The sequence below is a fragment of the Lentzea xerophila genome, assembly GCF_051094245.1.
Classification (GTDB): domain Bacteria; phylum Actinomycetota; class Actinomycetes; order Mycobacteriales; family Pseudonocardiaceae; genus Lentzea; species Lentzea xerophila.
On the sequence record NZ_CP194934.1, the window covers coordinates 4752351 to 4776007 of the forward strand.

General features: G+C 68.3%; 22 protein-coding genes and 1 pseudogene. 8 read left to right on the forward strand and 15 right to left on the reverse strand.

The window, feature by feature from the left end; translation table 11 throughout:
• Window positions 1–45: 45 nt before the first annotated feature.
• Window positions 46–1218 (forward strand): MFS transporter, encoded by a 1173-nt coding sequence (locus ACRSBM_RS22720; protein WP_434445751.1) that lies wholly within the window; start codon window positions 46–48, stop codon window positions 1216–1218.
• Between the two features lie 17 nt (window positions 1219–1235).
• Complete coding sequence (locus tag ACRSBM_RS22725) at window positions 1236–1784, forward strand: copper resistance CopC family protein (protein WP_434445753.1); 549 nt, start codon at window positions 1236–1238, stop codon at window positions 1782–1784.
• 91 nt (window positions 1785–1875) lie between these two features.
• On the opposite strand, the gene ACRSBM_RS22730 is transcribed toward ACRSBM_RS22725, so the two are convergent.
• Both ACRSBM_RS22730 and ACRSBM_RS22735 read right to left on the reverse strand, forming a co-directional pair.
• Window positions 1876–3024: an RNA polymerase sigma factor gene (locus ACRSBM_RS22730; RefSeq protein ID WP_434445754.1), complete on the reverse strand. Its 1149-nt coding sequence runs from the start codon at window positions 3022–3024 to the stop codon at window positions 1876–1878.
• Window positions 3024–3371 (reverse strand): YciI family protein, encoded by a 348-nt coding sequence (locus ACRSBM_RS22735; RefSeq protein ID WP_434445755.1) that lies wholly within the window; start codon window positions 3369–3371, stop codon window positions 3024–3026. The genes ACRSBM_RS22730 and ACRSBM_RS22735 overlap by 1 nt, the downstream gene beginning before the upstream one ends.
• A gap of 60 nt (window positions 3372–3431) precedes the next feature.
• Here ACRSBM_RS22735 and ACRSBM_RS22740 point away from each other — a divergent pair, with 60 nt between their 5' ends.
• Window positions 3432–5660 carry a PEP/pyruvate-binding domain-containing protein gene (locus ACRSBM_RS22740; protein ID WP_434445757.1) on the forward strand — a complete coding sequence of 743 codons (2229 nt, stop codon included), beginning with the start codon at window positions 3432–3434 and terminating at the stop codon, window positions 5658–5660.
• A gap of 37 nt (window positions 5661–5697) precedes the next feature.
• On the opposite strand, the gene ACRSBM_RS22745 is transcribed toward ACRSBM_RS22740, so the two are convergent.
• Window positions 5698–5991 (reverse strand): HPF/RaiA family ribosome-associated protein, encoded by a 294-nt coding sequence (locus ACRSBM_RS22745; RefSeq protein ID WP_434445759.1) that lies wholly within the window; start codon window positions 5989–5991, stop codon window positions 5698–5700.
• A 321-nt stretch (window positions 5992–6312) separates the two neighbouring features.
• Here ACRSBM_RS22745 and pip (ACRSBM_RS22750) point away from each other — a divergent pair, with 321 nt between their 5' ends.
• Complete coding sequence (gene pip, locus ACRSBM_RS22750) at window positions 6313–7290, forward strand: prolyl aminopeptidase (RefSeq protein ID WP_434445761.1); 978 nt, start codon at window positions 6313–6315, stop codon at window positions 7288–7290.
• A gap of 688 nt (window positions 7291–7978) precedes the next feature.
• Here the strand turns inward: pip (ACRSBM_RS22750) and ACRSBM_RS22755 are convergent.
• The 7 genes and pseudogenes from ACRSBM_RS22755 to ACRSBM_RS22785 all read right to left on the reverse strand — a co-directional run bounded on the left by ACRSBM_RS22755 (window position 7979) and on the right by ACRSBM_RS22785 (window position 14269).
• Window positions 7979–8515, reverse strand: a complete 537-nt coding sequence (locus tag ACRSBM_RS22755; protein WP_434445763.1) for a hypothetical protein — start codon at window positions 8513–8515, stop codon at window positions 7979–7981.
• Window positions 8512–9171, reverse strand: coding sequence for a methyltransferase domain-containing protein (locus ACRSBM_RS22760; RefSeq protein WP_434445765.1), 660 nt, complete (start codon window positions 9169–9171; stop codon window positions 8512–8514). The genes ACRSBM_RS22755 and ACRSBM_RS22760 overlap by 4 nt, the downstream gene beginning before the upstream one ends.
• A gap of 71 nt (window positions 9172–9242) precedes the next feature.
• Window positions 9243–10427 carry a lanthionine synthetase C family protein gene (locus tag ACRSBM_RS22765; RefSeq protein ID WP_434445767.1) on the reverse strand — a complete coding sequence of 395 codons (1185 nt, stop codon included), beginning with the start codon at window positions 10425–10427 and terminating at the stop codon, window positions 9243–9245.
• On the reverse strand, window positions 10424–11368 hold the full coding sequence (locus tag ACRSBM_RS22770; RefSeq protein WP_434453180.1) for a thiopeptide-type bacteriocin biosynthesis protein: 945 nt from the start codon (window positions 11366–11368) through the stop codon (window positions 10424–10426). Before ACRSBM_RS22770 ends, ACRSBM_RS22765 begins: the two co-directional genes overlap by 4 nt.
• Before the next feature lie 111 nt (window positions 11369–11479).
• A pseudogene (locus tag ACRSBM_RS22775) lies at window positions 11480–13488 on the reverse strand (lantibiotic dehydratase family protein); the annotation flags it as partial.
• 82 nt (window positions 13489–13570) lie between these two features.
• The gene (fxlA, locus tag ACRSBM_RS22780; protein ID WP_211335582.1) at window positions 13571–13723 is read right to left on the reverse strand and encodes an FxLD family lanthipeptide; all 153 of its coding nucleotides are present in this window, start codon (window positions 13721–13723) and stop codon (window positions 13571–13573) included.
• 132 nt (window positions 13724–13855) lie between these two features.
• Window positions 13856–14269, reverse strand: coding sequence for a hypothetical protein (locus tag ACRSBM_RS22785; protein ID WP_434445769.1), 414 nt, complete (start codon window positions 14267–14269; stop codon window positions 13856–13858).
• A 327-nt stretch (window positions 14270–14596) separates the two neighbouring features.
• On the opposite strand from ACRSBM_RS22785, the gene ACRSBM_RS22790 reads away from it, so the two are divergent.
• The 3 genes from ACRSBM_RS22790 to ACRSBM_RS22800 all read left to right on the forward strand — a co-directional run bounded on the left by ACRSBM_RS22790 (window position 14597) and on the right by ACRSBM_RS22800 (window position 18402).
• Window positions 14597–15982, forward strand: a complete 1386-nt coding sequence (locus ACRSBM_RS22790; protein WP_434445771.1) for a helix-turn-helix domain-containing protein — start codon at window positions 14597–14599, stop codon at window positions 15980–15982.
• Between the two features lie 11 nt (window positions 15983–15993).
• On the forward strand, window positions 15994–16650 hold the full coding sequence (locus ACRSBM_RS22795) for a YdcF family protein (RefSeq protein ID WP_434445773.1): 657 nt from the start codon (window positions 15994–15996) through the stop codon (window positions 16648–16650).
• A 1233-nt stretch (window positions 16651–17883) separates the two neighbouring features.
• Window positions 17884–18402, forward strand: a complete 519-nt coding sequence (locus ACRSBM_RS22800) for a lytic polysaccharide monooxygenase auxiliary activity family 9 protein (RefSeq protein ID WP_434445775.1) — start codon at window positions 17884–17886, stop codon at window positions 18400–18402.
• On the opposite strand, the gene ACRSBM_RS22805 is transcribed toward ACRSBM_RS22800, so the two are convergent.
• The 5 genes from ACRSBM_RS22805 to ACRSBM_RS22825 are packed head-to-tail and all read right to left on the reverse strand — an operon-like array spanning window position 18403 to window position 22968.
• Window positions 18403–18810: a DUF1992 domain-containing protein gene (locus tag ACRSBM_RS22805; protein WP_434445777.1), complete on the reverse strand. Its 408-nt coding sequence runs from the start codon at window positions 18808–18810 to the stop codon at window positions 18403–18405.
• Window positions 18807–19724, reverse strand: a complete 918-nt coding sequence (gene pip, locus ACRSBM_RS22810; RefSeq protein ID WP_434445779.1) for a prolyl aminopeptidase — start codon at window positions 19722–19724, stop codon at window positions 18807–18809. The genes ACRSBM_RS22805 and pip (ACRSBM_RS22810) overlap by 4 nt, the downstream gene beginning before the upstream one ends.
• Before the next feature lie 18 nt (window positions 19725–19742).
• Window positions 19743–20723, reverse strand: a complete 981-nt coding sequence (locus tag ACRSBM_RS22815) for a YCF48-related protein (protein WP_434445781.1) — start codon at window positions 20721–20723, stop codon at window positions 19743–19745.
• Window positions 20724–20771: 48 nt separating this feature from the next.
• Entirely contained in the window at window positions 20772–21971 is a 1200-nt protein-coding gene (locus tag ACRSBM_RS22820) for an MFS transporter (protein WP_434445783.1), read from the reverse strand.
• A gap of 4 nt (window positions 21972–21975) precedes the next feature.
• Window positions 21976–22968 carry an ABC transporter substrate-binding protein gene (locus ACRSBM_RS22825; RefSeq protein WP_434445785.1) on the reverse strand — a complete coding sequence of 331 codons (993 nt, stop codon included), beginning with the start codon at window positions 22966–22968 and terminating at the stop codon, window positions 21976–21978.
• Between the two features lie 211 nt (window positions 22969–23179).
• Here ACRSBM_RS22825 and ACRSBM_RS22830 point away from each other — a divergent pair, with 211 nt between their 5' ends.
• On the forward strand, window positions 23180–23497 hold the full coding sequence (locus ACRSBM_RS22830; RefSeq protein ID WP_434445787.1) for a hypothetical protein: 318 nt from the start codon (window positions 23180–23182) through the stop codon (window positions 23495–23497).
• Window positions 23498–23657: the final 160 nt, after the last annotated feature.

The following is a 23657-nucleotide window of genomic DNA, read 5'->3' on the forward strand; positions in this document are numbered from 1 at the left end:
TGAACTACCCTCACCGCTCCGCCGCCACACCGCAGGGGGAACCGCGTGCCCAGATCGTTGACACCACTGCTGGTCGCACTGCTGGTCATGTACTCGGTGCAGCAGATGCTCACCCCGGTCATCGCCCCGCTCTCCCACGATCTCGCCCTCACCACGACCCAGCTCGGGCTCGTGTTCACGGTGGCGGCGGTGGCGCTCACGCTGGCGAGCCCGCTCTGGGGACTGCTGCTCGACGCCGCCGGTCCGCGCCCCGTGCTGATCACCGGGCTCGGTCTGTCCGTTCTCAGTCTGACCGGCTTCGCCGCCGCGGTGACGTTCGGCACCGACGAGACACTCATGCCGGATGTGGCGTTCGTCGTCGTGCTCGTGTTCCGCAGCCTGCTCTTCGGTGCCGGACTCGCCGCGCTGCCCGTCGCCGCGCTGGCCGTCGCGGGCACCGCCGCCCACACCGAGACCGGGCGCACCACCGCCGTCGGCCTGATCGGCGCGGCGCAGGGACTGGCCACCGTGATCGGCCCGGTCGTCGGCGGCACGCTCGCGGTGGTCTCGCTGAGCCTGCCGCTCCACCTCGCGCCCGCGATCGCCGTGCTGCTGACGGTCGTGGTGCTCCTCGTCTTCAAGCCTGCCGCACGTTCCCAGGAGCCGGTGAGGTCGCGGACGTGGGAACTGCTGCCCGCCTTCGGCGTCGGGCTCCTGACGCACCTGGCGCTCGGGCTGGTGCAGGTCGTCGCCGTGTTCTTCGCCGCGGACAGGCTGGACGCCGCTCCGGGCTCCGTCGACGGCGTGCTGTTCGCCGCCGGCCTCGGACTCGTTCTCGCGCAGGGCGTGCTCGTGCCGTTGCTGAAGTGGTCGCCGGCCCGGTTGATGAGGATCGGCACGCCGATCGCGCTGGCCGGCTACGCGCTCATCGCGGCCGTGCCCGCGCTGATGACGTTGGCGTTCCTGGTGGTGGCGGTCGGGGCCGGCTTCGCGATCACGGGGTTCGCCGCGGCGGCGTCACTCGGCGTGGGGCCTCGGCACCAGGGGCTCATCGCCGGGTTGGTCACCGCCACGAGCGGCGTGACGTTCATCGTCGGGCCGGGGCTGAGCACCGTGCTCTACGACGTCGACCCGCTCGCACCGGTGATCGCCGCCGGTGTGGCCGCCGCGCTGGCGGTCGTGCTGTCGCTGCTGCCGGTGACCGGAACGCCGTCACGACCTGCCGCGCTGATCGACTGAGCCGTTACGCTGCGCACGTGAGGCGTTACTTCAGCGTGCTCGTGCTGGCCCTGCTCGCCGCGATGGCCGTGGCCGTCCCCGCGCATGCCCACGCCGAGCTCAAGAGCAGCAATCCGGCGAACGGCGCGGCCCTCGACGCCCCGCCCCAGCACGTCGAGCTGGTGTTCAGCGACGTCGTCAGCCTGCCCGACGGCGCCGCGGTCACCATCACGGGACCCGACGGCGCCACCTGGCCGGTCACCCAGGCACACGCCCTCGACAAGACCATCACGGCGACGATCGACGCGTCCGCGGCCAAGGCGGGCGCGCACACGATCGCCTGGCAGGCCAAGGCCGACGACGGCGACACGATCTCCGGCACGCTCACGTTCACGATGAACGTGGCGGCGCCGCAACCCTCCTCGGCCGCACCGACGTCGTCGGTGCCCGTGAGCGCGCCGGTGTCGAACGCTCCCCCGTCGACCTCGTCGTCGGAGTCCGGTGGCGTGCCGATCTGGGTGTGGGTCGTGGTGGCGCTAGTGGTGCTCGTCGGCGCGATCCTGCTGGTCCGCCGCCGCAAGGCCTAGAGCCATGACCGGCGAGCTTCACCTCGTCTTCCGGCGCCCAGCAGGGCGCCTCGCGGCCGTCTGAACGTCGGTACCGGGCAAAGGCTGCCGGTCACGGCTCAAGCCGTTTCCGCAACAGGTCGCGTTCGGCCGGGTGGTCCGCCCGTTCGAGCGCGGCCTCCAGTGCCGCCGTGGGGTCCTCACCGAGCCGTTGCAACAGATCCGCGCGCACGGCGTGGAACAGGTAATAGCGGTCAAGGTGCAGAGAGTCGACCTCGCGCAACGCCTTCGCCGGGCCGTCGGTCTCGGCGACCGCGACGGCGCGGTGCAGGGCCACGACCGGGCTCGGCGCGATCGCCATCAGCTGGTCGTACAGCGCGACGACCTGGTGCCAGTCGGTCGGCGGGTCGCTGTGCACGGCGTTGATCGCGGCCTGGATCTGGTACGGCCCCGGCCGGTTCCAGCGCAGGCAGCGGCGCACCACGTCCTGGCCCTCTGCCACGAGGTCCGCGTTCCACAGCGACCGATCCTGGTCCGCGAACAGGACGATCTCGCCGTCGCGCAGCCGTGCCTCCCGGCGGGACGTGACGAGCAGCATCAGCGCGAGCAGCCCCCACACCTCGGGTTCGTCCGGCATGAGCGCCGCGAGCACCCGCCCGAGCCGGATCGCCTCGTCCGCGAGCTCCGGTTTGTCGAGGTAGCCCTCGTTGAAGATCAGGTAGACGACGGCGAGCACGGCCTTCAGGCGTTCGGGCAGGTCGGCGTCGCGCGGCACCCGGTACGGGACGCGAGCCGCGCGGATCTTGCCCTTCGCGCGCACGATCCGTTGCGCCATCGTGGGTTCGGGCACGAGGAACGCCCTGGCGATCTCCGCCGTCGTCAGGCCGCCGAGCAGTTTCAGCGTCAGCGCGACCTGGGCCTGCGGCGCGAGCGACGGGTGGCAGCACGTGAAGATCAGCCTCAACCGGTCGTCGGGCACGTCCCCCACCTCCTGCTCTCCCGGCTCGTGCTGGAGCAACGCGGCCTGCGCGTGCTTCTCCTGGCCTTTCGCCGTACGACGCAACCTGTCGATCGCGCGGTTGCGGGCGGTCGTGATGATCCATCCGGCGGGCGAGGGCGGGGCGCCGTCCACCGGCCACCTCGCGACCGCCGTGGTGAAGGCGTCCTGCACCGCCTCCTCGGCGAGGTCGATGTCGCCGAGGACGCGGGTCAGGACGGACACGGCACGGCCGTACTCGGCCCGGAAGATCTCCTCGATCATCAGGACGCGATCGGCCTGACCTCGATCGACAGCGGACGGAGCACGCCCGCGAGCCGGCGTCCCCACTCCAGCGCCTCGTCGAGGTCGGCGGCCTGGATGACCGTGAAGCCGCCGATGTGCTCCTTGCCCTCGGCGAACGGCCCGTCGGTCATCAGCACGTCGTCGTCCTTCGCCGTGAGCACGGTGGCGGTCGACGGCGGGTGCAGGCCGGCCGCGAACACCCAGGCGCCCTTGGCCCGCATCTCCTCGTTGAGCGCCGCCAGGTCCGCCATGATCGGGTCGAGGACCTCGGGAGGAGGTGCCTCTCCGTCGGGCTGGTAAATGCTGAGCAGGTACTTCTGCGTCATCGTGGGCTCCTTTCGCCCCTTGTACGAACGCGGCCGGCCCGTTTCGACAACTATGGCGACATGATCCCGTTGATCCTCCCGCTCGACGACTCGCGCGCCACCCTGGCGGCGGCCGGCGGCAAGGGAGCGTCGCTGGCGAGGCTCATCCGAGCAGGCCTGCCGGTGCCCGGCGGGTTCTGCCTCACGACCCGCGCCTACCGCGAGCGGTCGATGGAGGGCCTGCTGGAGGCGTTCCGGGCGCTCGGCGGGCCGGTGGCGGTGAGGTCCTCGGCCACCGCGGAGGACCTGCCGGGACTCTCGTTCGCCGGGCAGCACGACACCGTGCTGGGCGTGTCCGAGGACGGGCTGTTCGACGCGGTCCTGCGGTGCTGGGACTCGCTGCGCTCCGAGCGGGCCGTCGCCTACCGCGCCCGCAACGGGATCACCTCCGCCGAGATGGCCGTTGTGGTGCAACGGATGGTGCCCGCGCACGTGTCCGGCGTGCTGTTCACGGCGGACCCGGTGACCGGGCGCGCCGAGCCGGTCGTCAACGCGGTGCGCGGGCTCGGTGAGGCGCTGGTCGGCGGTGAGGCGGACTCGGCGGACCTGCTCACCGCGTCACAGAAGGCTTCGTTGATCGCGTTGGGCGAGCGGATCGAAGCGCTGTACGGGATGCCGATGGACGTCGAGTGGGCGCTCGCCGGTGACGAGTTCCAGCTCCTGCAAGCACGGCCGATCACGTCGTTGCGGGTCGAGTGGAACGACACGCTCGACGGCGACTACCTGTGGTCCAACGGCAACGTCGGCGAGGCCGTCCCGGAGGTGATGACTCCGGTGACGTGGTCGCTGGTGCGCGTGCTGTCGAGCATGGCGATCGGGCCGCACCGGATCTCGGGCAACATCGGCGGCCGCTTCTACCTCAACATCAGCACCTACACCGCGCTCGGCACGGCGATCGGCAAGGCGGACGAGATGCTGCGCTCGGGCGAGGAGACGTTCGGCCGCATCCCGGACGGGGTGACGGTGCCGCCGCTGCCGATGTCGCGGGCGGCCGTGCTCCGCGCGGTGCTGCGAGCCGCGGGCGGTCCGCTCAAACAGCAGTTCCTCTACCGCACCCGGCTTTCCGGGCTGGTGCGCGACAACCCAGGGCGGTGCGCCGCCGTGCACCGGGCGATCGCCGCCTGCTCGACGGCCGCCGAGTTGCTCGACCTGTGGCGAACCGATCTCGACCGGCTGCTGCGGTTCGTCTGCCCGATCCTCGACGCGGGTGCGCGCATGATCGGGGGCGGACCCGCGGCGTTGCGGCGGGAGCTCGTCGCACTGGTCGGTGAGCAGGACGCGGCCACCCTGCTCACCGGGTTCCACGACGGCGCCGGACTCGCGAGCATGGGCCCGCTGGTCGGTCTGGCGAAACTACGATCCGGTGAGATCGACCGCGACACCTACGCCCGGACCTGGGGACACCGCTGCGCCGCCGAGTTCGAGATCTCCGCGCCACGACCGGCCGAGGACCCGGAGTGGATCTCCCGGCAACTGGAGACTCTGACCGATCCCTGCGAACTGCTGGCGCGGCAGGCCGCAGCGCGTTCCCTGGCCTGGGCCCGGCTGACGGCCGGCCATCCCGAAAAGGCCGCCAGGATCCGGAAGCGGCTCGACCGGATCGGTGCGAGCGCGCGGGCACGTGAGCAGGCCAGGTCGGAGATGGTGCGGACGTTCGGGGTGATGCGCGCCTTCGTGCTGCGGGCCGGCGAGCTCACGTCGTCCGGCGACGCCCTGTTCTTCCTGCCGATCGACGACGTGCTGCGCGTGCTGGGCGGCGCGACGTCGTTGCTGGACCGGGTTCCCGCGCAACGCCAGGCCTACGAACGTTATCGCGCGCTCCCGCCCTACCCGGCGGTGATCCGCGGCCGGTTCGACCCGGAGTCCTGGGCGGCGTCACCGGACCGGCGCGCCGACCTGTACGACGCGACGGCGGACGTCCCGATGCCGTCCGACGTCACCGGTTTCCCCGGTTCGGCGGGCGTGGTCGAGGGTGTGGCGCGGGTGCTGGCACGGGTCGAGGACGGCGATGCGTTGCAGCAGGGCGAAATCCTCGTGACCACGGTGACGAACATCGGCTGGACACCACTCTTCACCCGCGCACTGGCGGTGGTGACCGACGTCGGCGCACCACTGTCGCACGCCGCGATCGTCGCGCGGGAGCTCGGAATTCCGGCGGTCGTGGGCTGCGGGAACGCCACGACGCGCATCGCCACGGGAGACGTCGTCCAGGTCGACGGAGCCCGCGGAACCGTGAAAAGGGTGCGGTGAACCCACCACCCGTCCGCCGTCGGAGTGGTGGTGGGGCTCAGCTCACCGAGGTCAGCCGCATCGAGACGAGCTGCCGCCGCATGCGTTCGCGCAGCAGGTCGATCACCTCGGTGACCGTTCCGGCCTCCGCGTACGCCTGCACCTCGACCCACTTCAGGTCGAGCCGGGCGTGCGCGTGGATCACGGTCCTGTCCGACGTCAGGTTGACCCAGGCGAAGTCGACCCGGTCGGGGGCGTAGCGGTCCAACGAGCCGATGCACGCCGACGCGTAATCCCGAGCGTGCTCGGGGATGGACTCCGCGAGCGAGACCTGGATGTAGTCCATCGACACCTAGCCTCCTCAAGGCCACGCGACATCGCCGCGCGGCCCGTTCGACCCTACGACTGCGATCGCGGCGCCGAACCGGGCGTTGGTCCCGACGGCACAGGGTCCTTCTCCCCCGGTGTCTCGGAGACCAAACTGTGGCGTCGAAGGACGTGACGAAGCGCCGTCTGGCCAAGGCCGCAGGAGAAGGCAGACGCGGAAGAAGCGGTCGGCCTGACCGGGCACACCCGTGCCCTGGGATCCGCTCCTCCCAGCAAGCCGACGACTTCGCTGCACCCGTCGGTAAATGGCACGCCCTCTCGTCGGCCGGTACGCGATCATGCCGGTATGACGAGTACATCCGACGACGGCCGTTATCCCTCGAGCGAGCCACACAAGTCAGGCATGCTGGACGTCGGCGACGGCCATTCGCTGTACTGGGAGGTGTCAGGCAATCCCGACGGCAAACCGGCCGTCGCGCTGCACGGTGGTCCCGGCTCAGGGAGCTCTCCGAGAACACGGAGCCTGTTTGACCCGGACCGCTACCGCGTGGTCCTGTTCGACCAGCGCAACTGCGGGCGCAGCACCCCTTCGGCGGCCGACCCGGTCGTCGACCTGTCGGCGAACACCACCCAGCACCTGATCGCCGACATCGAGGCGCTGCGCGTCCACCTGGGAATCGAGCGCTGGCTGGTGTGGGGTGGCTCGTGGGGCGTCACACTCGCTCTCGCCTACGCGCAGGCATATCCGGAGCGGGTGACCGAAATGGTGCTCGCGGCCGTGACCGACGGCGACCGCCGCGACACCGACTGGATCACTCGTGACATGGGCCGAGTCTTCCCGCGCGAGTGGGACCGGTTCCGCGACGGCGTGCCCGCCGCCGAACGCGACGGCGACCTGTCAGCCGCCTACAGCCGGCTGCTCCACGATCCCGACCCAGAGGTCCGGGCCAAGGCCGCACAAGGGTGGTGCGAGTGGGAGGACACGCACATGTCGCTGGCCCCCGACGCCGCACCGTCCCTCTCGATCGCCGACCCGGCGTTCCAGCTGGCCTTCGCCCGCCTCGTGACCCACTTCTGGTCCCACGGCTGCTTCCTGGAAGACGGGCAGCTACTGCGTGACATCGAACGGCTCCACGGAATCCCCGCCGTGCTGATCCACGGGCGTTACGACGTGAGCGCCCCACTCGGCACAGCCTGGGCGCTGCACCGGGCCTGGCCCGGAAGCGAGCTCGTGGTTCTCGACGACACCGGTCACGGCGGTGGCAGCATGACCGCGGCGATCGTCGCCGCGACCGACCGCTTCGCCCGCGATCACGCCGAATAGCCGTTGCAGGCCCTAGTTCGCCGACGGAGGCGGCACGGCCACCCGCGCCCGAGCTGACACGGTCGCCGCGTCGTACGGCCGGATCGAGAAGCCCCTGCGCCAGCTCGCGTTCTGCGGCCCGGTCGAGGGCTGCTATCAGCCCTCGACCGGAGTCGAACCGGGATCGATGCCAATTCGCTTTGTTACACAAAGCTGTGACCGGACAGTTCACGTGCGTGTGCCTGGACCTGGTTGGCGGAATCCAGGGCGCGCCGGTCGCGCGGCGGTGACCGGCGTCGGGACGCGCCCAGCGTGCCGATCACCGCGGTCCCCCAGCGGCCGACATCATGGCGAGGCCGACTCGCCGCCCGCCGTGCTCACCGGCGTACGCGAGCCCGAACCACTCCGCCAGCGACGGCGGCACCCCGCCGACGACAAGATCGAGTTTCGGCCGCGTGCCGCATGGGGGTCACCACCACCGACAACCAGCTCCGGACGCCGACACGACTACCGGCAAGTACATCCGGACACCGACAACTTCGCGCGTACAAGACACAACCTTGTCCCGTCTGCTTGAACCTGCCGGAGGACAAGACCGCCGAGCTGCGGCTCACCAGTTGCTTCACCTTCGGCCCCACACGTGTGTGAAGTGGGAGTCCACGAAGACGCGAGTTCACCGTGAAGATGGCTGAGGGGCGCCACTTCCTGGCTACACCGACACGCTGAGAACGGTCCAACGCTTCGTGATAACACGGTAGGTATCGAACCGCTCGCGAGCCGTGTCAGCCAAGTAGGACGTGACAGTGGGCTCAGTGGTTCGGTCTTCACCCCATGTCCGAATCTGTTGGCAGAGTCGGTCGGCCAACCGTTGAGCAGTTGTGCCGTGGCCGATCGCGCCGAGCTCCGCGCCACCGTCCACGCGGCGATAGGTGAGGTAGGCCAGCGAGCCGCCTTCGACTATGGCTGGGCTGCGGTCCCGGATTGCCGGATTGCAGAGGCCTTCGGTTACCGCACCGGCGTCGGCGGCGATTCGGCAGGTACCCGGCTCCGCTCCCGTCATGCGCAGCCAGATGCCGTCGAAAGGCTCTTCTCCTCCAACGGTGACGCCGGACCAAACAAGCGTTTTGGGCTGGCTGAGCACACCGTAGAGGTCGGCGAGGATGATGTCCTGGTCAGAGTCCCAGTGCAGGGCGACGTGCCCTGCGGCATCGATGTTGCCGGACACCTCGTTGTCCTGACCGATCATGGGCACGAAGCCACACAACCGCACCGAGTCCGAGCGCAACACCTCTCCATCGCGACGAACGCGACGCTGCGGGTCTGACCTCGCCAACGCAGCGGCATAATGAGCCGGCCGCCAGGCTTGAGCTGGTCGCGCCAGGCGTCCGGGATGTCGAACGCACCGACAGTGACGATGATCCGGTCGTATGGAGCGTTCTCGGATGCACCGAGCGAACCATCCCTGGTGATCACCTCCACCCGCGGGAAGTCGTTCTCGTCGAGCGCTCGCCGAGCCTGCGCGGTGACTTCAGGATCGATGTCGACAGTCGTAACGTGACCAGCCGGGCCGGCGAGCTCTGCCAGGAGGGCGGCGTTGTAGCCGGTTCCGGCGCCGATCTCGAGGACGTTGTGGCCGGGCTGGACGTCGAGCTGGTCGAGCTGCATGGCGACCACGGTGGGTACGGAGGCGCAGCTGAGCGGAGTGCCGTCGCCATCGCGTTTGGTGATCACTGCGACGTTGGCGTACGCATCCTCAGTGGTCGCCTCCGGGACGAAGCGGTGGCGGGGAATAGTGCGAAGTGCCTGTTCCACTGCAGGGGTTCGGGCGTGACCGGCCATTTTGACGCGGTCGACCATGGCGGCGCGCAGCGCCTCGGGCGAGGTGTCGGTGACGGCGTTCATCGTTTCCTTCTGTGCGGGCAGCCGGATGGTAGCGGGTTGCGATTGGTCAAGATCGAGCTCTGAGGTACAGGTCAGCCCTCTAGCAACAGGCATGCATCCCATCGGGTGATGAGGTCTGCGGTCGTGGTCGCATGCTGTGCGAGCAGCACGCCGGCGGCGCCTTCCAGCAGGCCGGGCTCGGCGGGTTGGCCATTGTCGTGCAGGTGCTTGGTCAGTCGTGCGTGCAATACGGGTAGCTGTTCGGTGAGGCGGTCGTCGGTGGCATCCGCGGCACTGCGGCAGGTGGCCTGCAGAAGGCCAGCCCAGCCGTGACAGAGCGACGGGTCGCTCAACAGCGCGAGTTGTCCATCGTCGCTGATGCATCCGGCGAGGGCATGTTCGGCGGCGCGTTGCCGTGTTGGGTCGTCAAGTGCGATCGCCGCGAGCTGTTGTGCCCGTGCGAGACCAGCGGTGCCGTAACACCAGGACGGGCGTTGGGGTCCCGATTGCCGCAGCGTCTGGTCGTGCCATTCGGCGCGGGAAATCATGCCTGGCCACCAGGCGTCGTAGCCGGTGCCACCGCGCCAGCGGTCGAGCCAGCGGGTGATGTGGCTGATCGCCTCGGTCTGTCCGGCGACCGCAATTCCTCGTCTGCTCGCGGTTGCCAGCAGCGCCAGCGGCCCGGCGACGCCATGCGCGATCCCGAAGTTGGCGTGGCCGCCAGGCCAGTCGTTGGAGGGCTGCCCGCTGGGACTGTCCTCGCTCCACCATCCAGGCAGGTGCTCACCGTTGGCGGTGATCGGTTCGGTGAGCCGCACCAGGTAGGCGAGAACGTCACCCAGCAACTCGGGGTGACGGTCTCGATGTAGCAGTCCGACACCGAGACCGGTGAGTCCGCTCATCAGGTCGAACTCCCGAAGCCGCGGGAGCTGTCCGCGGTCGATGCGGTTGTGGGCCTGGCACAGTCGGTGGCGCGTGATCGTGGCGATGTGCTCGTCGAGTACACGAAGAACTTCGGCGTAGGCGGGTTGGCGGGCCGAGTGCAGGGTGAACGCGACGGCAGGTACTCCTCGGAAGAGCCCCGCAGTGTCAGGGTCGGCGGTCACCGAGTCGCGAATCATCGCGCGAGCCCACTCGTGGGCCGTGCTCCAGGCACCCGCACCCGTGTGCACGTTCTCCAAGTGCAGCAGGGTGAGTCCGGCTGCACCGGTGGACAACGACTGTCCCCAGCCCAGCGCGGCGTCGCCTGGTGGAACGTCGAGTTGGACGAGGTTCATCGGCTGGCCTCCGGCTGACGGGCGTGGACGGCAAGTGCGAGGTGCCGTGCCATGCGCCGCGTTGCCCTTTCGGCATCACGGTCGACGCCAGCAGCACGGTTGTGGTGCATGTGCAGCAAGGACTCCAGCACGGCATCGGAGTCGGTGTCGGCAGACAATTGCGTTCGGTACGCAGCAAGCGCGGCAGCGCGCCGTGTCCAGGTCTTGGCTACCTGTCCGGTCCATCCAGGCCGATCGCCGACATCACTCTGGACGAGGCGGATTGCCTCAGAGAGTACGGCGCGGTCGGCTGTGGCCGTACCTGGAAGGACGGGCCGGGTGCGCAGCCAGGTCATCGCGGCGGTCTGGCCCCCGAGGAACCCTGCCACGATGTCCACAAGACCGAGCACCAGGCCGACGGCGGCATCATTACCAAGAATTGAGTCGTGCCGCAGCTGAGCGGCAACAGCAGCAGAGTCGGCGGCGAACACGTTTTCGGCGGCAGTCATCGACACGCCACAGCCGTAGCGTCCTATCTCCGGCAGGTAGGTGTCGACGGCCAGTCGACCGGCGACGCCGTCGGCGCGGAGTTGCTGCCCCCAGTCGCCCAGCGCAGCCAGGCTGCGGGCGTAGGCGTCGCGATCTGCGGTGGCCAGGCGGAGGCGGATGTGGTCGGTCTCGTACGAGTTGCGGTAGCGCACGAACCACCAGCGGGCCTCGGAGCCAATCGCCTGCAGAAGGTGTGGAATTCGGCTGGCGATGATCTCGTTGATTCGGTCGGGGTGGGTGAAGACCTTGGCGTAGAGCCAGGTGCTGTTCGCTGCTCCTGGCGGTTGACCGTGGCCGCCGTTGGTCAACACAGCCCTGGTCGCAACCGGTGGTGATGGTGTCCGCGGCTGGGTGGAGAACAGGGGCACCGCGATCTCGTGGACGTAGCCACCCGCCCATCCGAACGCCTCCATTGCGGCAGCTTCAAGCAGCACGGCGTGGCCGTGCTTGCGTACGTGGGTTTGAAGAATCGCCACGTGGGCTGGTTCGCCGAGAGTGAGTCGCAGGGAGCGGTCGGCATCGCGTAGTTCCACCGTGGCAGGGCATCGCCACCGACGACGCCACTGACCGAGGTGCGCCGTCCACTGGTCATCGTCGAGGCTGGCGGGAAGGTCTGTGGCGTCGAGCCGCCAACGGGCCGGGCTGAGTACCGCGCGGCCGTGCCGTACGCGCGGAAGCACCGGCAGTTGCTGAGCGTGCGAGCCCCAGTCGAACTCGTGCCACGTGGCTCCCAGCGCGCGGGTGAGATTGGCGAGGAATCGCGCCAGTGGCGGCGCCTGCTTGTCCAGGGCGAGTGCATGAAAGACCTGGGGCTCGATCACTCTCCCCATGGAGAGACTGACCAGGTGCAGCCCGTCGCGGGTCGCGATGATCGCCAGGTCGTCCGGTGCGATCACCAGCTGTTCGGGGTGCTGTGCCCGGTGTTCTCCCAGGGACAATAGGTGAGGCAGATAGGCAGGGACTCGGCAGACGTTCTCACCGGTCGCGTAGATCGGCGGGAACGACAGCTGCACAGGCAGCGCTCCACTGGCGCCGGCAGGCGCGTCCGCGTACAGGTGCTCCAGCCCGGTGTCGGACGCAATGGTGGTGAAGCGCGAGGTGAACGTTCCCGCTGATCGGGCGGGCGCGACGGTGAAGCTGTAGTCGCCGCGGCGCAGTGCGTCCGCGCTGGCCGCGTGCACGCGGGCGGCGAGCTCGACGTGTGCGGGAATCCGTCGCTGCGCGGCGGGGTCACCCACGGTCAGCGCAGTGACGGTGTCCTCGGTGAGGACGATCTCGCCGGTGCCATCGGCCCAGGCGGTCCAAGCAAGTGCGAGAAGCTTCTGCTCGCGTTCGGACGAACCTTCAGACGGCGGCGGCAGAACGCTGCCGGGATAAGTGTGTGGCAGGCCAAGTCCCGCGTCCGGGTCGACGACGTCGGCCAGCGGCACGAGGGCACCGGTACCGTAGCGTTCGCAGAACGCGATGTAGAAGTCTCGCCAGGCCGGGTTCCCGGTCGGCTGGTTGGACAAGCGTGCCAGCACGGTGGCGGCACGCTCGACCTCATGCGCGAGTTGTTCAGGAAGCCGTACTTCGGCGTCCAGGCGAAGGTCCAGAGACAGCGGAACGCGCCCAGCCGTCGACAGTATCCGCATCCGGTCGGCCAATGCCGCTCTCAGGTCGCGCTGCGCGGCGCGGTCCGTGCCTGGCCGGTTGTGGCTGCGCAGATCTTCCTGCACTCGTTCCAGCTCGACGAGGATCGTTGCCGTGGAGGGGATCGCGCCGGCATCGGCCGTGTGCAGGCGATCAACCAGGTAGCCAAGGGAGTCGGTGACGGTCAGCGGCGCTCGCAGGTTGGTGGCGAGAAAACCTTGCCCACAAGAGTTGTGAGCATGGCGATGATGGTGTCGTGATCTACAGCCGGAAACTCAGCGGTCAGCTTGTCAATGAGGTCAGCAACGCGGATGGGTGTGCTTGCGGCATTCTGGACCGCTTGCAGAGCGCGGGTGTTGCGTGCGGTCACCGTATTGGGTCCTTGCGGGACTTCCAATCGCTCGCCACGAGTGGTCGCGAGGTTGGTGAAAACGGCGTCGAGCTGGCGCAGTAGCTCGTGGCACGCTTCAAGTCGGTCGATGAGATCCGCGAGCCACACCGCGTCGATGCGAGCGAAGGCCTGGTGCTCTGAACCCCATCGGCTCTCAGCGGCTGGTCCACCAACAGCGACCGGCGCGACTCCTGCGAACAACCCGAACGGGGTGTGGCGACCAGTGATGCGCAGCAGGTAGCGGATCACGGACAGGGTGACGCGCCGGACCTGCTTGGACTCCATTGTGCCGGTGTCGGTCAGCAGCTGACCGGCGAGTGCCGGGCTCGCATGGCCGATCGCGTCGGCGAGTTCGGTGTGCGTCGACATCTTCAGCAGCCATTCGCGGCACGCCTGGGTGTCGGACAGGTCTGGCCACTGTGCGGGCAGTTGGTGAAGCGGGACTGCCGCGGCGCGAAGCAAGGCAATTCCGCGGTGCCTGTAGGTCGACGCGCTCTTCTGAGTACTCATCCTGCCCTCGCGTTCGTCATCCGGAGGCGAAGCTGAGGCACGGACAGCGCGGTCCGTGCCCCAGCTCAGGTGCAGAGTCAGGTCAGACCGCGCTGATGCACGAGGACGCGCACGTCGGATCGCAGCCGTCGCTCGTGTCGCAGGCCGATGCCACGCCTGGAGTGGCCGTGGTGGTGATCCGCAGGTCGAGGTCGAAGTCCGAGTCGGCGACGGTGTCGATGGTTGGTGCAGACATCAGTGGTTCCTCCATGTACCTGCTTGCTCGATCAAGCAGAGGTTTTCCTTGGTACGAAACGGTTGCGGCGGCACTACAGCCGGTCATAGTGGTGGGACTTCGCCTCCTTGCGGGGGTATGGACATCGGTGGCTCAGTTCCCCGCGGCTTCTTGCCCAATGCAGGGCAGATAGCCGCCGGTGACGGGATCACGAACATCGGCCTCGTCGCGATCGCAGCCAGATCGAATGCAGCGCGGGACCACGCCATGGGGCAGGTACTTCCACGCGAACCAGTGGCCGGCTCTGCACGGCCAGCACGCCGGGCAGTACGGCCAGGCCGGTTGCATCACGTCGGGTACGGGAGGTCGGACGGCGAACTTGCAGGCGGCGAATTGGACAGTCCTGCCATCTCGCGTGACCAGCGTGCGCGGAAACACCCGATCCACGAGGTGCAGGTAGTGCTGGAACCATCCAGCGGCGATCTTCGAACCGCTGTGGTTCGTTTGTTGATTGCCCATGGCTGGCAGTACGACCGTCTGCTCAACGTCTTCGGCTGCGGCGATCATGACGCGAGCTCGTTGTACCGGACTGTGCGACGCCTGCCTGCGGCTGCCCTGTCTGCCGGATCCTCGTAGTCCCAGCCCAGAGGCATGTCCTCGTGGCTGGTGCACAACGACCCGTGCACGCCGTGATCCCACCTGACGGGGAAAGAGTGCTGGTAAGGCCAGATGCCCTCGTAGTACTGCACGGTCCCGGCCCGACGCACCTCCCCGTTGGGGTTCCGGATGAACACACGGGTGCCGGGACGGGGTCGGCCTTGAGTACCTTCCGCGTGGGTGTCCCACCACTGAGTCGGGTGTTCACCCAACTGGCCAGGTTGATGCCTCTCGCTCATGGCCGCTCCCTTGTGGACGAACTCAGACACGTTGCCCGTGCAAGCGAGGTGTCACACGGCGTCATCGCAGACGCTAGGTACGCCCAGCGGCGTGAACCGTGAGGATTTCTCTGGGGTGCCCACCTGCGCGGATGCGAGGGTGGACGCCATGCGAGGAATGACCGACGGCATGACGATCGGGAAACGCGTCGCGTTCTACCGGCAGCGGCGGGGTCTGACCCAGATCGTCCTGGCCGGGCTCGTGGGTCGCACCGAGGACTGGCTGCGGAAGGTTGAGCACGACGTGCTTCCGCTGGACCGACTCTCGGTGCTGCGCCGCCTTGCCTACGCGCTCGATATCGCCCTCGGCGATCTGATCGGCGAACCGGTACTGATGGCCTGGGCAGACGAGCCCAGTCGGCGGACTGTGCCCGCACTCAGGGTGGCGCTCATGGACCACCGCCAGTTCCTGACCGGCCCGCGGCCAGGAGAGCCGGTCCGGCTGGACACTCTGGCCATCAACATCGATGAGCAGTGGAGCGACTACCAGAACTCTCGCTACGCCCGGCTCACCCAGCGCCTGCCACTCCTGATCACCGATGCCCAAGCTGCCTGTCAACGCTACGGCACTACCAGCGACAACGGGTTCCGCGCGCACGCGCTCGCGGCTGCTGCCCACCAGTTGGCCACCGCGTTGCTGACCAAGCTCGGCGAAGCCGATCTCGCGGCGATCTCTGCGAGCCGTGGCCTTGCCGCCGCCAACACCAGCGGCGACATTCTGATGATCGGCTCGCTGTACCGGTCGGTGGCACACGCGCTGTTGTCCATCGGCGAGTTCGAACAGGCCATCGCACTGACCCGAGCCGCCGCAGACCACCTCGAACCCGGCCTCGGCAATGCGACCCCGGAGTACCTCTCGGTCTACGGAATGCTGCACCTGGCCGGCGCGGTCGCCTCATCCCGCCGAGACGACCGCGCCGACACCACGGCATTCCTCACCGAGGCAGACCAGGCCGCAAACAGACTCGGCCGCGACGCGAACTACCTGTGGACCGCGTTCGGCCCCACCAACGTCAAGATCCACCGGGTCACCGCCGCGATGGAACTCGGGGACGTTCAAGTCGCGGTCGACCTCGGTCCCCGCGTCGACACCCGCAGTCTTCCGACCGAACGGCGCGTCCGCCACGCCATCGAGACCGCTCGCGCCTACGTCCGGTGGAACCGCGTTGACGAAGCACTCGCTGTGCTCCTTGCCGCTGAACAGGACGCACCTGAACAAGTCCGATACCACCGGCTGTCCCGCATCCTCGTCCGCGAGATGATCAGACTGCCTTGTCCTGCCACCCGCGCCGTCGAGCTGGCTTACCGGATGGGTGTGCACGGCACCGACCCTCGTCAGCCGTAAGGTGCCTTGACATGGCGACCACCATGCTTCCCCGAGACTTGCGCGCGGATGTCGAGACCTTGTGGGCATACCACGACATGGGTCACGAACCTCGCCGCTGCGACGTTGGCATCGGCCTGGGCAGTCACGACCTCGGTGTCGCCACTTACACCGCCGAGCTTTATCACCAGGGCATGTTCCCGCGCATTGTGTTCACCGGCGCCAATGCGCCCACCACGATCGAACGATTCCCCCGCGGTGAAGCCGTGCACTACCGCGAACACGCCATCACTCTCGGCGTGCCCGCCGAGGTGATCAGCATCGAGACCCAGGCCACGAACACCAGCCAGAACCTCACCAACAGTCGCCAGATTCTTGCCGAAGCGGGAGTCCGACCCGAGTCGGTCATGCTGATCTCCCGGCCGTACCAGCAGCGACGAGCCTATGCGACCTGCCGCAAGGTATGGCCTGAGATCAACGTCATGTGCTCGTCCCAACCGCTACCACTCGACAAGTACATCGCCGGCATCGGCGACGTGGACCGCGTGATCAACATGTTGGTCGGCGACACCCAGCGCATCACCGAGTACGCCCGGCGAGGATTCGCCATCGAACAGGACATGCCCGACAACGTCGTCGACGCGTTCCAGCGGCTTGTTGCGGCCGGGTACACCAGCCGCCTTGTCTAATTGCCGCCGCCGTGCGCGGCGAGGCACAGAGCAGTGAGGCCAGCTCGTGCGTGGATAAGGGCGACATGATTACGTTGTGGATGTGCGGCCGCTTCTTCGCTAAGCAGACTTGACAGCTTTAGCCGGACAGGACAAGTGGTGTCCGTTCCACTCAAAGTTGGCGGCCGCCCGAACGGCTGACCTGCGGTTTCGCTAATTAGCTCCGGGCAACTGGCAGACGAAGCGTCCAGACCTAGTTGGCGGAATCTGTTGGTGTCGAGTTCGAGCGCGCCCGGTTGAGAGCGCATCCTCGCGGTCATGGTCGGTCGAATCGACTCAGCAGGTCACGGCGAGCGCGAGACCAGGAGCAGGATCTGGACAAGACAGGTGGAATCATGCGGCAGCACTCGGTGGGACAAGCCCAGAGTTCGTCGCTTCAGGCCAGGATGGCAGCGCTGACGCTACCCAGTTCGATCCGACTCCCGACGCGGTCAGGAGTGCAACGCTCATGAAAAGCGTCATGTGACCACCTCCTCGACGCTCACTTTCTGCCCACTTGAGACTGATGTACGAGGCAACGTGAGTGAAAAGCAGGATGATCGCTATCGCGAGCATGTACGCATGGACGGAACCCAGCCCGAGGAAACCCTCGCCTCAAGCGACGAACCCGATCATGCTATCAACGAGCACCGACAGCCGGGAACGGCGTCTCCAGATCGGAACACCCGCTGAGTTCACGACGTACCCGAACGCGACCTCGATGGCCTCGAATGGGGCTGCCGGAGCGCCCCGAGGACCAGCTCCAGTTCGGGCACGCGGGACTTTCTCCTGGCTGCTCGCGGTGCCGCAGGCACCGTAAGCAGCCATGAATCCCGAACTTCGCCACCGCACCGCCAACTAGGTCCGAATGCCGCGCTTGGCAGCTGTCGGAACCTAGGTGTTGAGGTACTCGGGCCAGCCGTTCCGGATCAGCGAGTTCAGCTTGATGAACAGCCGCTCGGAGCGTTCAAGGACCGCAGGGGTCGATCTCGAAGCCGCCTTGGACCGCGGCCGGCGCGCCGCCATGTTTCCCAGACACCCGCCAACCGGCCCGCAACTATGCCGGACTCCGCCGTCTTCGCGCGTGGACAGGACACAACCTGACCGATCTACCGGACACGTCTTGTGGCGCCACGATTACGCGCGGTATGGTCTAGACCTTCAATCGCCGCCGCGATGTAACGGGAGTACGCACATCAAGGCAAAGGAAGTCACATGAAGATTGGACGCAGGGTTGCGGCTGCCATGGCCGGCGTTGTCGCTGCACCGTTGCTCGTCGTGGCTCTCCCATCCGGCACGGCGTTCGCGCACGGCTACGTGTCCGCGCCCGCCAGCCGTCAGGCGCAGTGCGCCAGCGGCGTCGTGAAGGACTGCGGGGCCATCCAATGGGAGCCGCAGTCGGTCGAGGGTCCCAAGGGCCTGCAGAGCTGCCACGCCAACCTGTCGCACTTCTCCGTGCTCAGCAACGACAACAAGGGGTGGAGGGTCCACAACACCGGGCGTTCGGTGACGTTCAACTGGACGTTCACCGTCCGGCACCGCACGCGGGACTACGACTACTTCGTCGACGGCCGCAAGGTGGCGACGTTCAGCGGCAACAACCAGCAGCCGCCGGCCAGCGTGCAGCACACCGTCAACGTCGGTTCCCCTGGCAGGCACAAGATCCTCGCCGTGTGGAACATCGGTGACACCGCGAACGCGTTCTACTCCTGCATCGACATCAACGCGAGCTGATCACCGGCCGCGTGAGGTCCCCTTCCTCTCACGCAGCAGCTCTTCGACGTCGAACGGCATGAGGTTCAACGGCGGACCGGACAACGGTTTCCGCAGCGCGTCGAGGATCTTCGCGTTCATCTCGCCGATGATCGCGCGCGCCTCGTCGTCGGTCTCGGCCGCCAGGGCACGGGCCCTGGCGGTCTCGGCCTGCTTGCGCAGTACCAGGGAAGGGGGCAACCCTGCAGTGCCCTCTTCCTCCCTGACCTTCTTCTTGATCCACCAGTCCTCGTCGGCCGGTTCGCCGGCGCCGGGCAGCGGCTTTCCCGCGCTCGGCAGGCCGTCGAACTCGCCGCGCTCCTGGGCCTCGCGGATCTGCCTGTCGATCCACGACTCGAAATCCATCCCGGGTGGTTTGCGCTGTGTCACGGGGAGAACCTCCTGACCGCCGTCTGAATCGCCTCGCCGAAGGCGGGGCCGCCCTTGTGGCCGGCGTCGTCCACGAGGGTCAGCTCGGCTTCCGGCCACGCCTGCGCCAGCTTCCACGCCGTGTCCGCCGGGCAGCTCATGTCGCGGCGGCCGTGGATCAACGCGGCCGGGATGCCCGCGAGCTTGCCCGCGTCCGCCAGCAGGCCGCCCACGAAACCGTGGTTCGCGTAGTAGTGCGCGATGATCCGCGCGAGCGCGACCACCTCGGCGGACGCCCGATCGGCGAACACGTCCGGTTTGCCGAAGTTCTCCAGCGAGAGCACCGTGTCCTCCCATCGGCACCACTCGACCGCCGCCTGCTCCCGCACGGCCGGATCCGGGCTCTCCAGGAGGTTCGCGTACGCGCGAACGACATCCGGCGCGTCGCCCGCGTGCGCGCTGAACCGGGCCCAGGCCTCCGGGAAGAACCGGGAAACGCCCTTGTACAGCCAGTCCAGCTCACGCTCGGACGACAACGTGACCGCGATGAGGATCATCTCGGACACCCGCTCGGGATGCCGTTGCGCGTAGGCGACGGCGAGTGTCGTGCCCCAGGAACCGCCGTACAGCAACCACTTCTCGATGCCCAGGTGCTCGCGGAGCTGCTCCATGTCCGAGATCAGGTGCTCGGTGGTGTTGACGCTCATGTCGGCGGCCGGGTCGCTCGCGTGCGGCGTGCTCTGGCCACAGCCCCGCTGGTGGAAGATCACGATCCGGAACTTCTCCGCGTCGAGCGACTTCCGCGCGCCCTTCGCCGGCCCGCCGGGGCCGCCGTGGAGGAACACGGCAGGCTTCCCGCCGGGGTTGCCGACGACCTCCCAGTAGACCTGGTTGCCGTCGCCGACGTCGAGCATGCCGTGTTCGTAAGGCTCCACGATCTTCAGCGTACCGAGCTACACCGACACGAGCTTCCAGGTCAGGCCCGCGTCGTCCGACCGGTGGATCTCGGCGAACTCCTGGCCCGGCCCGCCGCGCACCAGCGTGGCGTGGCGCGCGTCCGAGAACGCCAGGTCCTCGAACGGCGGTCCGCCGAGGGTGAGCGGCGTGTCCCACTTCTCGCCGGGAGCGCGGTGCACGAACGACCAGTCACGCCCGGTCGCGGCCACGAGCGCCGCCTCCGGTGACACCGCGAAACCGGTCGTGATGCCCTCACGCGGCGGCACGCCGACGGTCTTGAACGGCTCACCGCCGGAGGACCTGCGCAGCTCCTTGGTCATGTTGCCGAAGCCGGGATCCGAGCCGCACAGGGCATAGCGGTCGGCACCGACCGTGCCGAGCCGGGTCACCGCCTCGACCGGGCACGGCGCGGGCTCCTCCAGCCAGCCCGCCGCCGACCGCGTCCAGTACCGGTTCTCCACGAAGGTCGTGGACAGCGAGACCTGGCCGGGCACGATGTCACCGCGCGCCTGGCCCTTGACCTCCACCCCGGGCACCGGCTGCCACGGGCCGAACCACAGCTCGCGGTGGAACAACCGCGACGACGTGCCGTCGTAGACCACCGCGAGGAACCCGGAGTCGTCGAACCCCAGTGCGCCCACGGTTCCCTTGATGCCGGACGGTTCCCAGCGCGTACCGCCGTTGCTCGTGACGAACAGCTGCTCGCCGTCGGTCACCATGCCGGCGGCGTCGTTCCCGAAGACGACCCGCAGCCGGTCGGTCCCGGGCACGGACAACGCCGGTGTCTTCACCCGCGTCCAGGTCGCCCCGCCGTCCAGCGTGCGGACGAGCTGCGGGCAGTTCGCGGTCTGGCACAGGGTGTCGAGGCCCAGCACCCAGCCGCGGTCAGCGGACGGCCACGACGTCGACGCGGGCACGACCCCGGTACCGGCGTGCGCGACGGAGGTGGCCGGTCCCGCCACTCCGATCAACGACAACGAAAAAGCAAGAACAGCAATGCGTTTCCCCCACATCGCCTACTCCCCTCAAGAGGCAGGTTCCCACTCAACACCTCTCGCCCGTGCGGCGGCAACCACCCACAACGCCACCAGAACCCCGGCGGCACCGGCCAGTACCAGGACCGCCCGCGCGCCCAGGACGTCGATCAGCAGACCACCGGCGAGGTAGGAAACCGCTGCGGCGACACCGATTCCGCCGTAGAAGTTGGCGAACACCCTGCCCGTCCGATCACCGGGCACCAGCCGCTGGACCAGCGTGCTGTGCGCGACGTCCATCGCCGCGATGCCGAGGCCGCGCACGGCCTGCAGCGCGAACGCCGACGCCACACCCCACGCCAGCCCGGTGAACAGGTTGCCGGCACTGCTGATCACGAACCCGGTGACGAGCAGGGCCACCATGCTCCACCGCGCGGATCCCCTGGCCAGCAACGCGTAGCCGAGCAGCAGACCGACGCCGACCGCCCCGAGGACCACTCCCGCGACGGTCTCCGACTCGCCGAACACCCCCATCGTCAGCTGCAGCACCGCGACGTCGTCGATGGCGGTGCACGCGACGACACCGCAGAAGCCGAGGAACACGATCCGCAGCGCCCGGTTCCGCCAGATCTCGCTCAGGCCGGCCTTCGCGTCGGTGAACACCGTCTCCCCCGGCTCCGCCGGGACGACGAGCTTCGGCAGCCGCAGCAACAACAACGCCGACAAGCCGAACGACACGGCGTCGACGAGCAGCACGCCCTGGGTGTCCATGAACGTCAGCAACACGGCGGCGAGGAACGGCCCGATCACGTCGGCGCTGTTGGACCCCAGGCCCAGCGCGGTGTTCGCCTGCGCGAGATCCTTCTCGGCGACCAGGCTCGGCACCGCGGCCCGCGAGGCCGGGATGAAGACCTGCCCGATCACCGCCCGCACGCCCACCAGCGCGAGCAGGACCGGCAATGGCGGCAGGGTGAACGCGATGACCGCCAGCAGCACGCCCTGGGCGACCTCGCAGACGATCATGACGGTGCGCCGGTCGAACCTGTCGCTGACGACGCCGGTCAGCGGGCTGAGCAACGACGGCGCGAAGTCGCCCACGAGCAGCAGCGCGGCGACCGCGACGGCCTTACCCAGCACGGACTGCACGTGCACCATCAACGTGACGAGACTGAGCGCGTCCCCCACGACGGAAACGACCCGTGCGATGGTAAGCACGCGCAACGGGCCGTTTTCCTTCAGAAGCGTCAGCACATGGCTACTTTGCCAAGGCCTGCTCCAAGTCTTCAGCCAGTTTGTCGATGATCTTGGCGTAGGAGGCGTAGCTCAACGGCGCGACCGCGTTCCACGCCACGAACCGGTCGGCCTTCACGGCGGGCAGCCCCTGGAAGACCGGATGGCCCTCCTTCATCTTCTCCGGGGTCATCCACGCCGTGCGGGCGTCCCACATGATCACGTGCTCCTTGTACGTGCCGGAGTTCTCCCACGACAGCGACTGGAAGTAACCGCCGCCCTCGGCGTCCGGCTTGTCCGGCGTGAGCATCGGCAGGCCGAGCTCCTTGGAGTACCAGTCGAGGTCGGGGTTGCGACCGGGGACGGCGACGTAGAAGAGCTTCGGATCGCCGGCGACGACCTGGATCTTCTGGCCCGCGTCCGTCATCCTCTTCCCGATGGCCCTGAGCCGGTCGGCGGCCTTGGTGAAGGCCTCCTCGTCGGCCTTCACCTTCGCCGACTCGACGTCGCCGCCGAGGGCCTTGGCGAGCTCGCGGAAGCGCTTGATCCCGTCCGGCAGCTGGATCTTCGACTGCCCGATGCCGACGGTCGGGGCGACCTTGAGCACCTTCTCCTCGAACTCGGCGGTGAGGTGCCAGAGCCCGGTGACCTCCGGGTAGTAGCCGGCGACGACCAGGTCGGCGTTCAGCGCGGCGAACTTCTCGAAGTCGATCTCGCCGTAGCCGGGACCGGTGACGTCCGTGACCTGGTTCGGGTCGATGCTGCCCGCCTCGGGGTCGACGCTGCCGTCCGCCCGCTTGAGCGGGCCGAACGTGCCGACCACGTTCACGCCGTAGTCCTTGAGGGCGCCCGCGGCGGACACCTGGGCGACGACGCGCTCGGGGCGCTTCGGCGCGGTGACCTCCTTACCGCGATCGTCCTTGAAGGACCACTGGTCACTCTCTTGCTCCGTGGGAGCGTTTCCGCCACACCCGGCCACTAGGCCGAGCAGCAGAACCGCGGCAACTGTCCTGCGCACCTGTCCACCTCCTGAGTTTAGGCTTGCCTAACCTATCAAGAGGGTTCGCGGGATCGTGCACGCCGGTAGGTCTGTCACCTTGCGAGATCAGTCCGCGACAAGGCGTCGCCTCGCCGTCTCGCGGCCCTGAGAAAGCCGCCGTCGCATGTCGATTCCGCGGTCGCTCCTTCGACGTATCCGTAGAAGGCAGGTACCGGATCGGAGGGTCGCCATGATCGCCACGCTCATCGCAACACTGGCCGAAGAGGACCACGCGGAGGACGACGGCGTCCTGGCGCCCGACGACCGCCTCACGTGCCACGTGCACGGCGGCTGGATCCACCGCTGCGTCTCGTCACCCGTGCACGCCAACCCGGTCACGCGGCACCGCTGGTGCCGCGGCTGCGACACCCCGCTCGGCGTGGTGGTCGACGAGCTCACCGCCGACGTCTCGATGCACTGCCCCCGCTGCGGGCGCGGCGGCAGCACCGCCACCGCCCGGCTGATCGCCGCGTGCCGTGCCTCGATCGAGGCGCACCGGGCCGCCTGACGACGGAAGTCGCGTCGGCACCCATGCCCTGTCGGCGACCTGATGGACGTCGAACAGGACGGAACCGCCCGCCGTCGCCGAAAGGCCGTTCACCGAGCTCGACTGAACCCCTGCACCCGATCGGCCGTACGCCTTCCCAGAAGCCGATTCCGACTCCTGA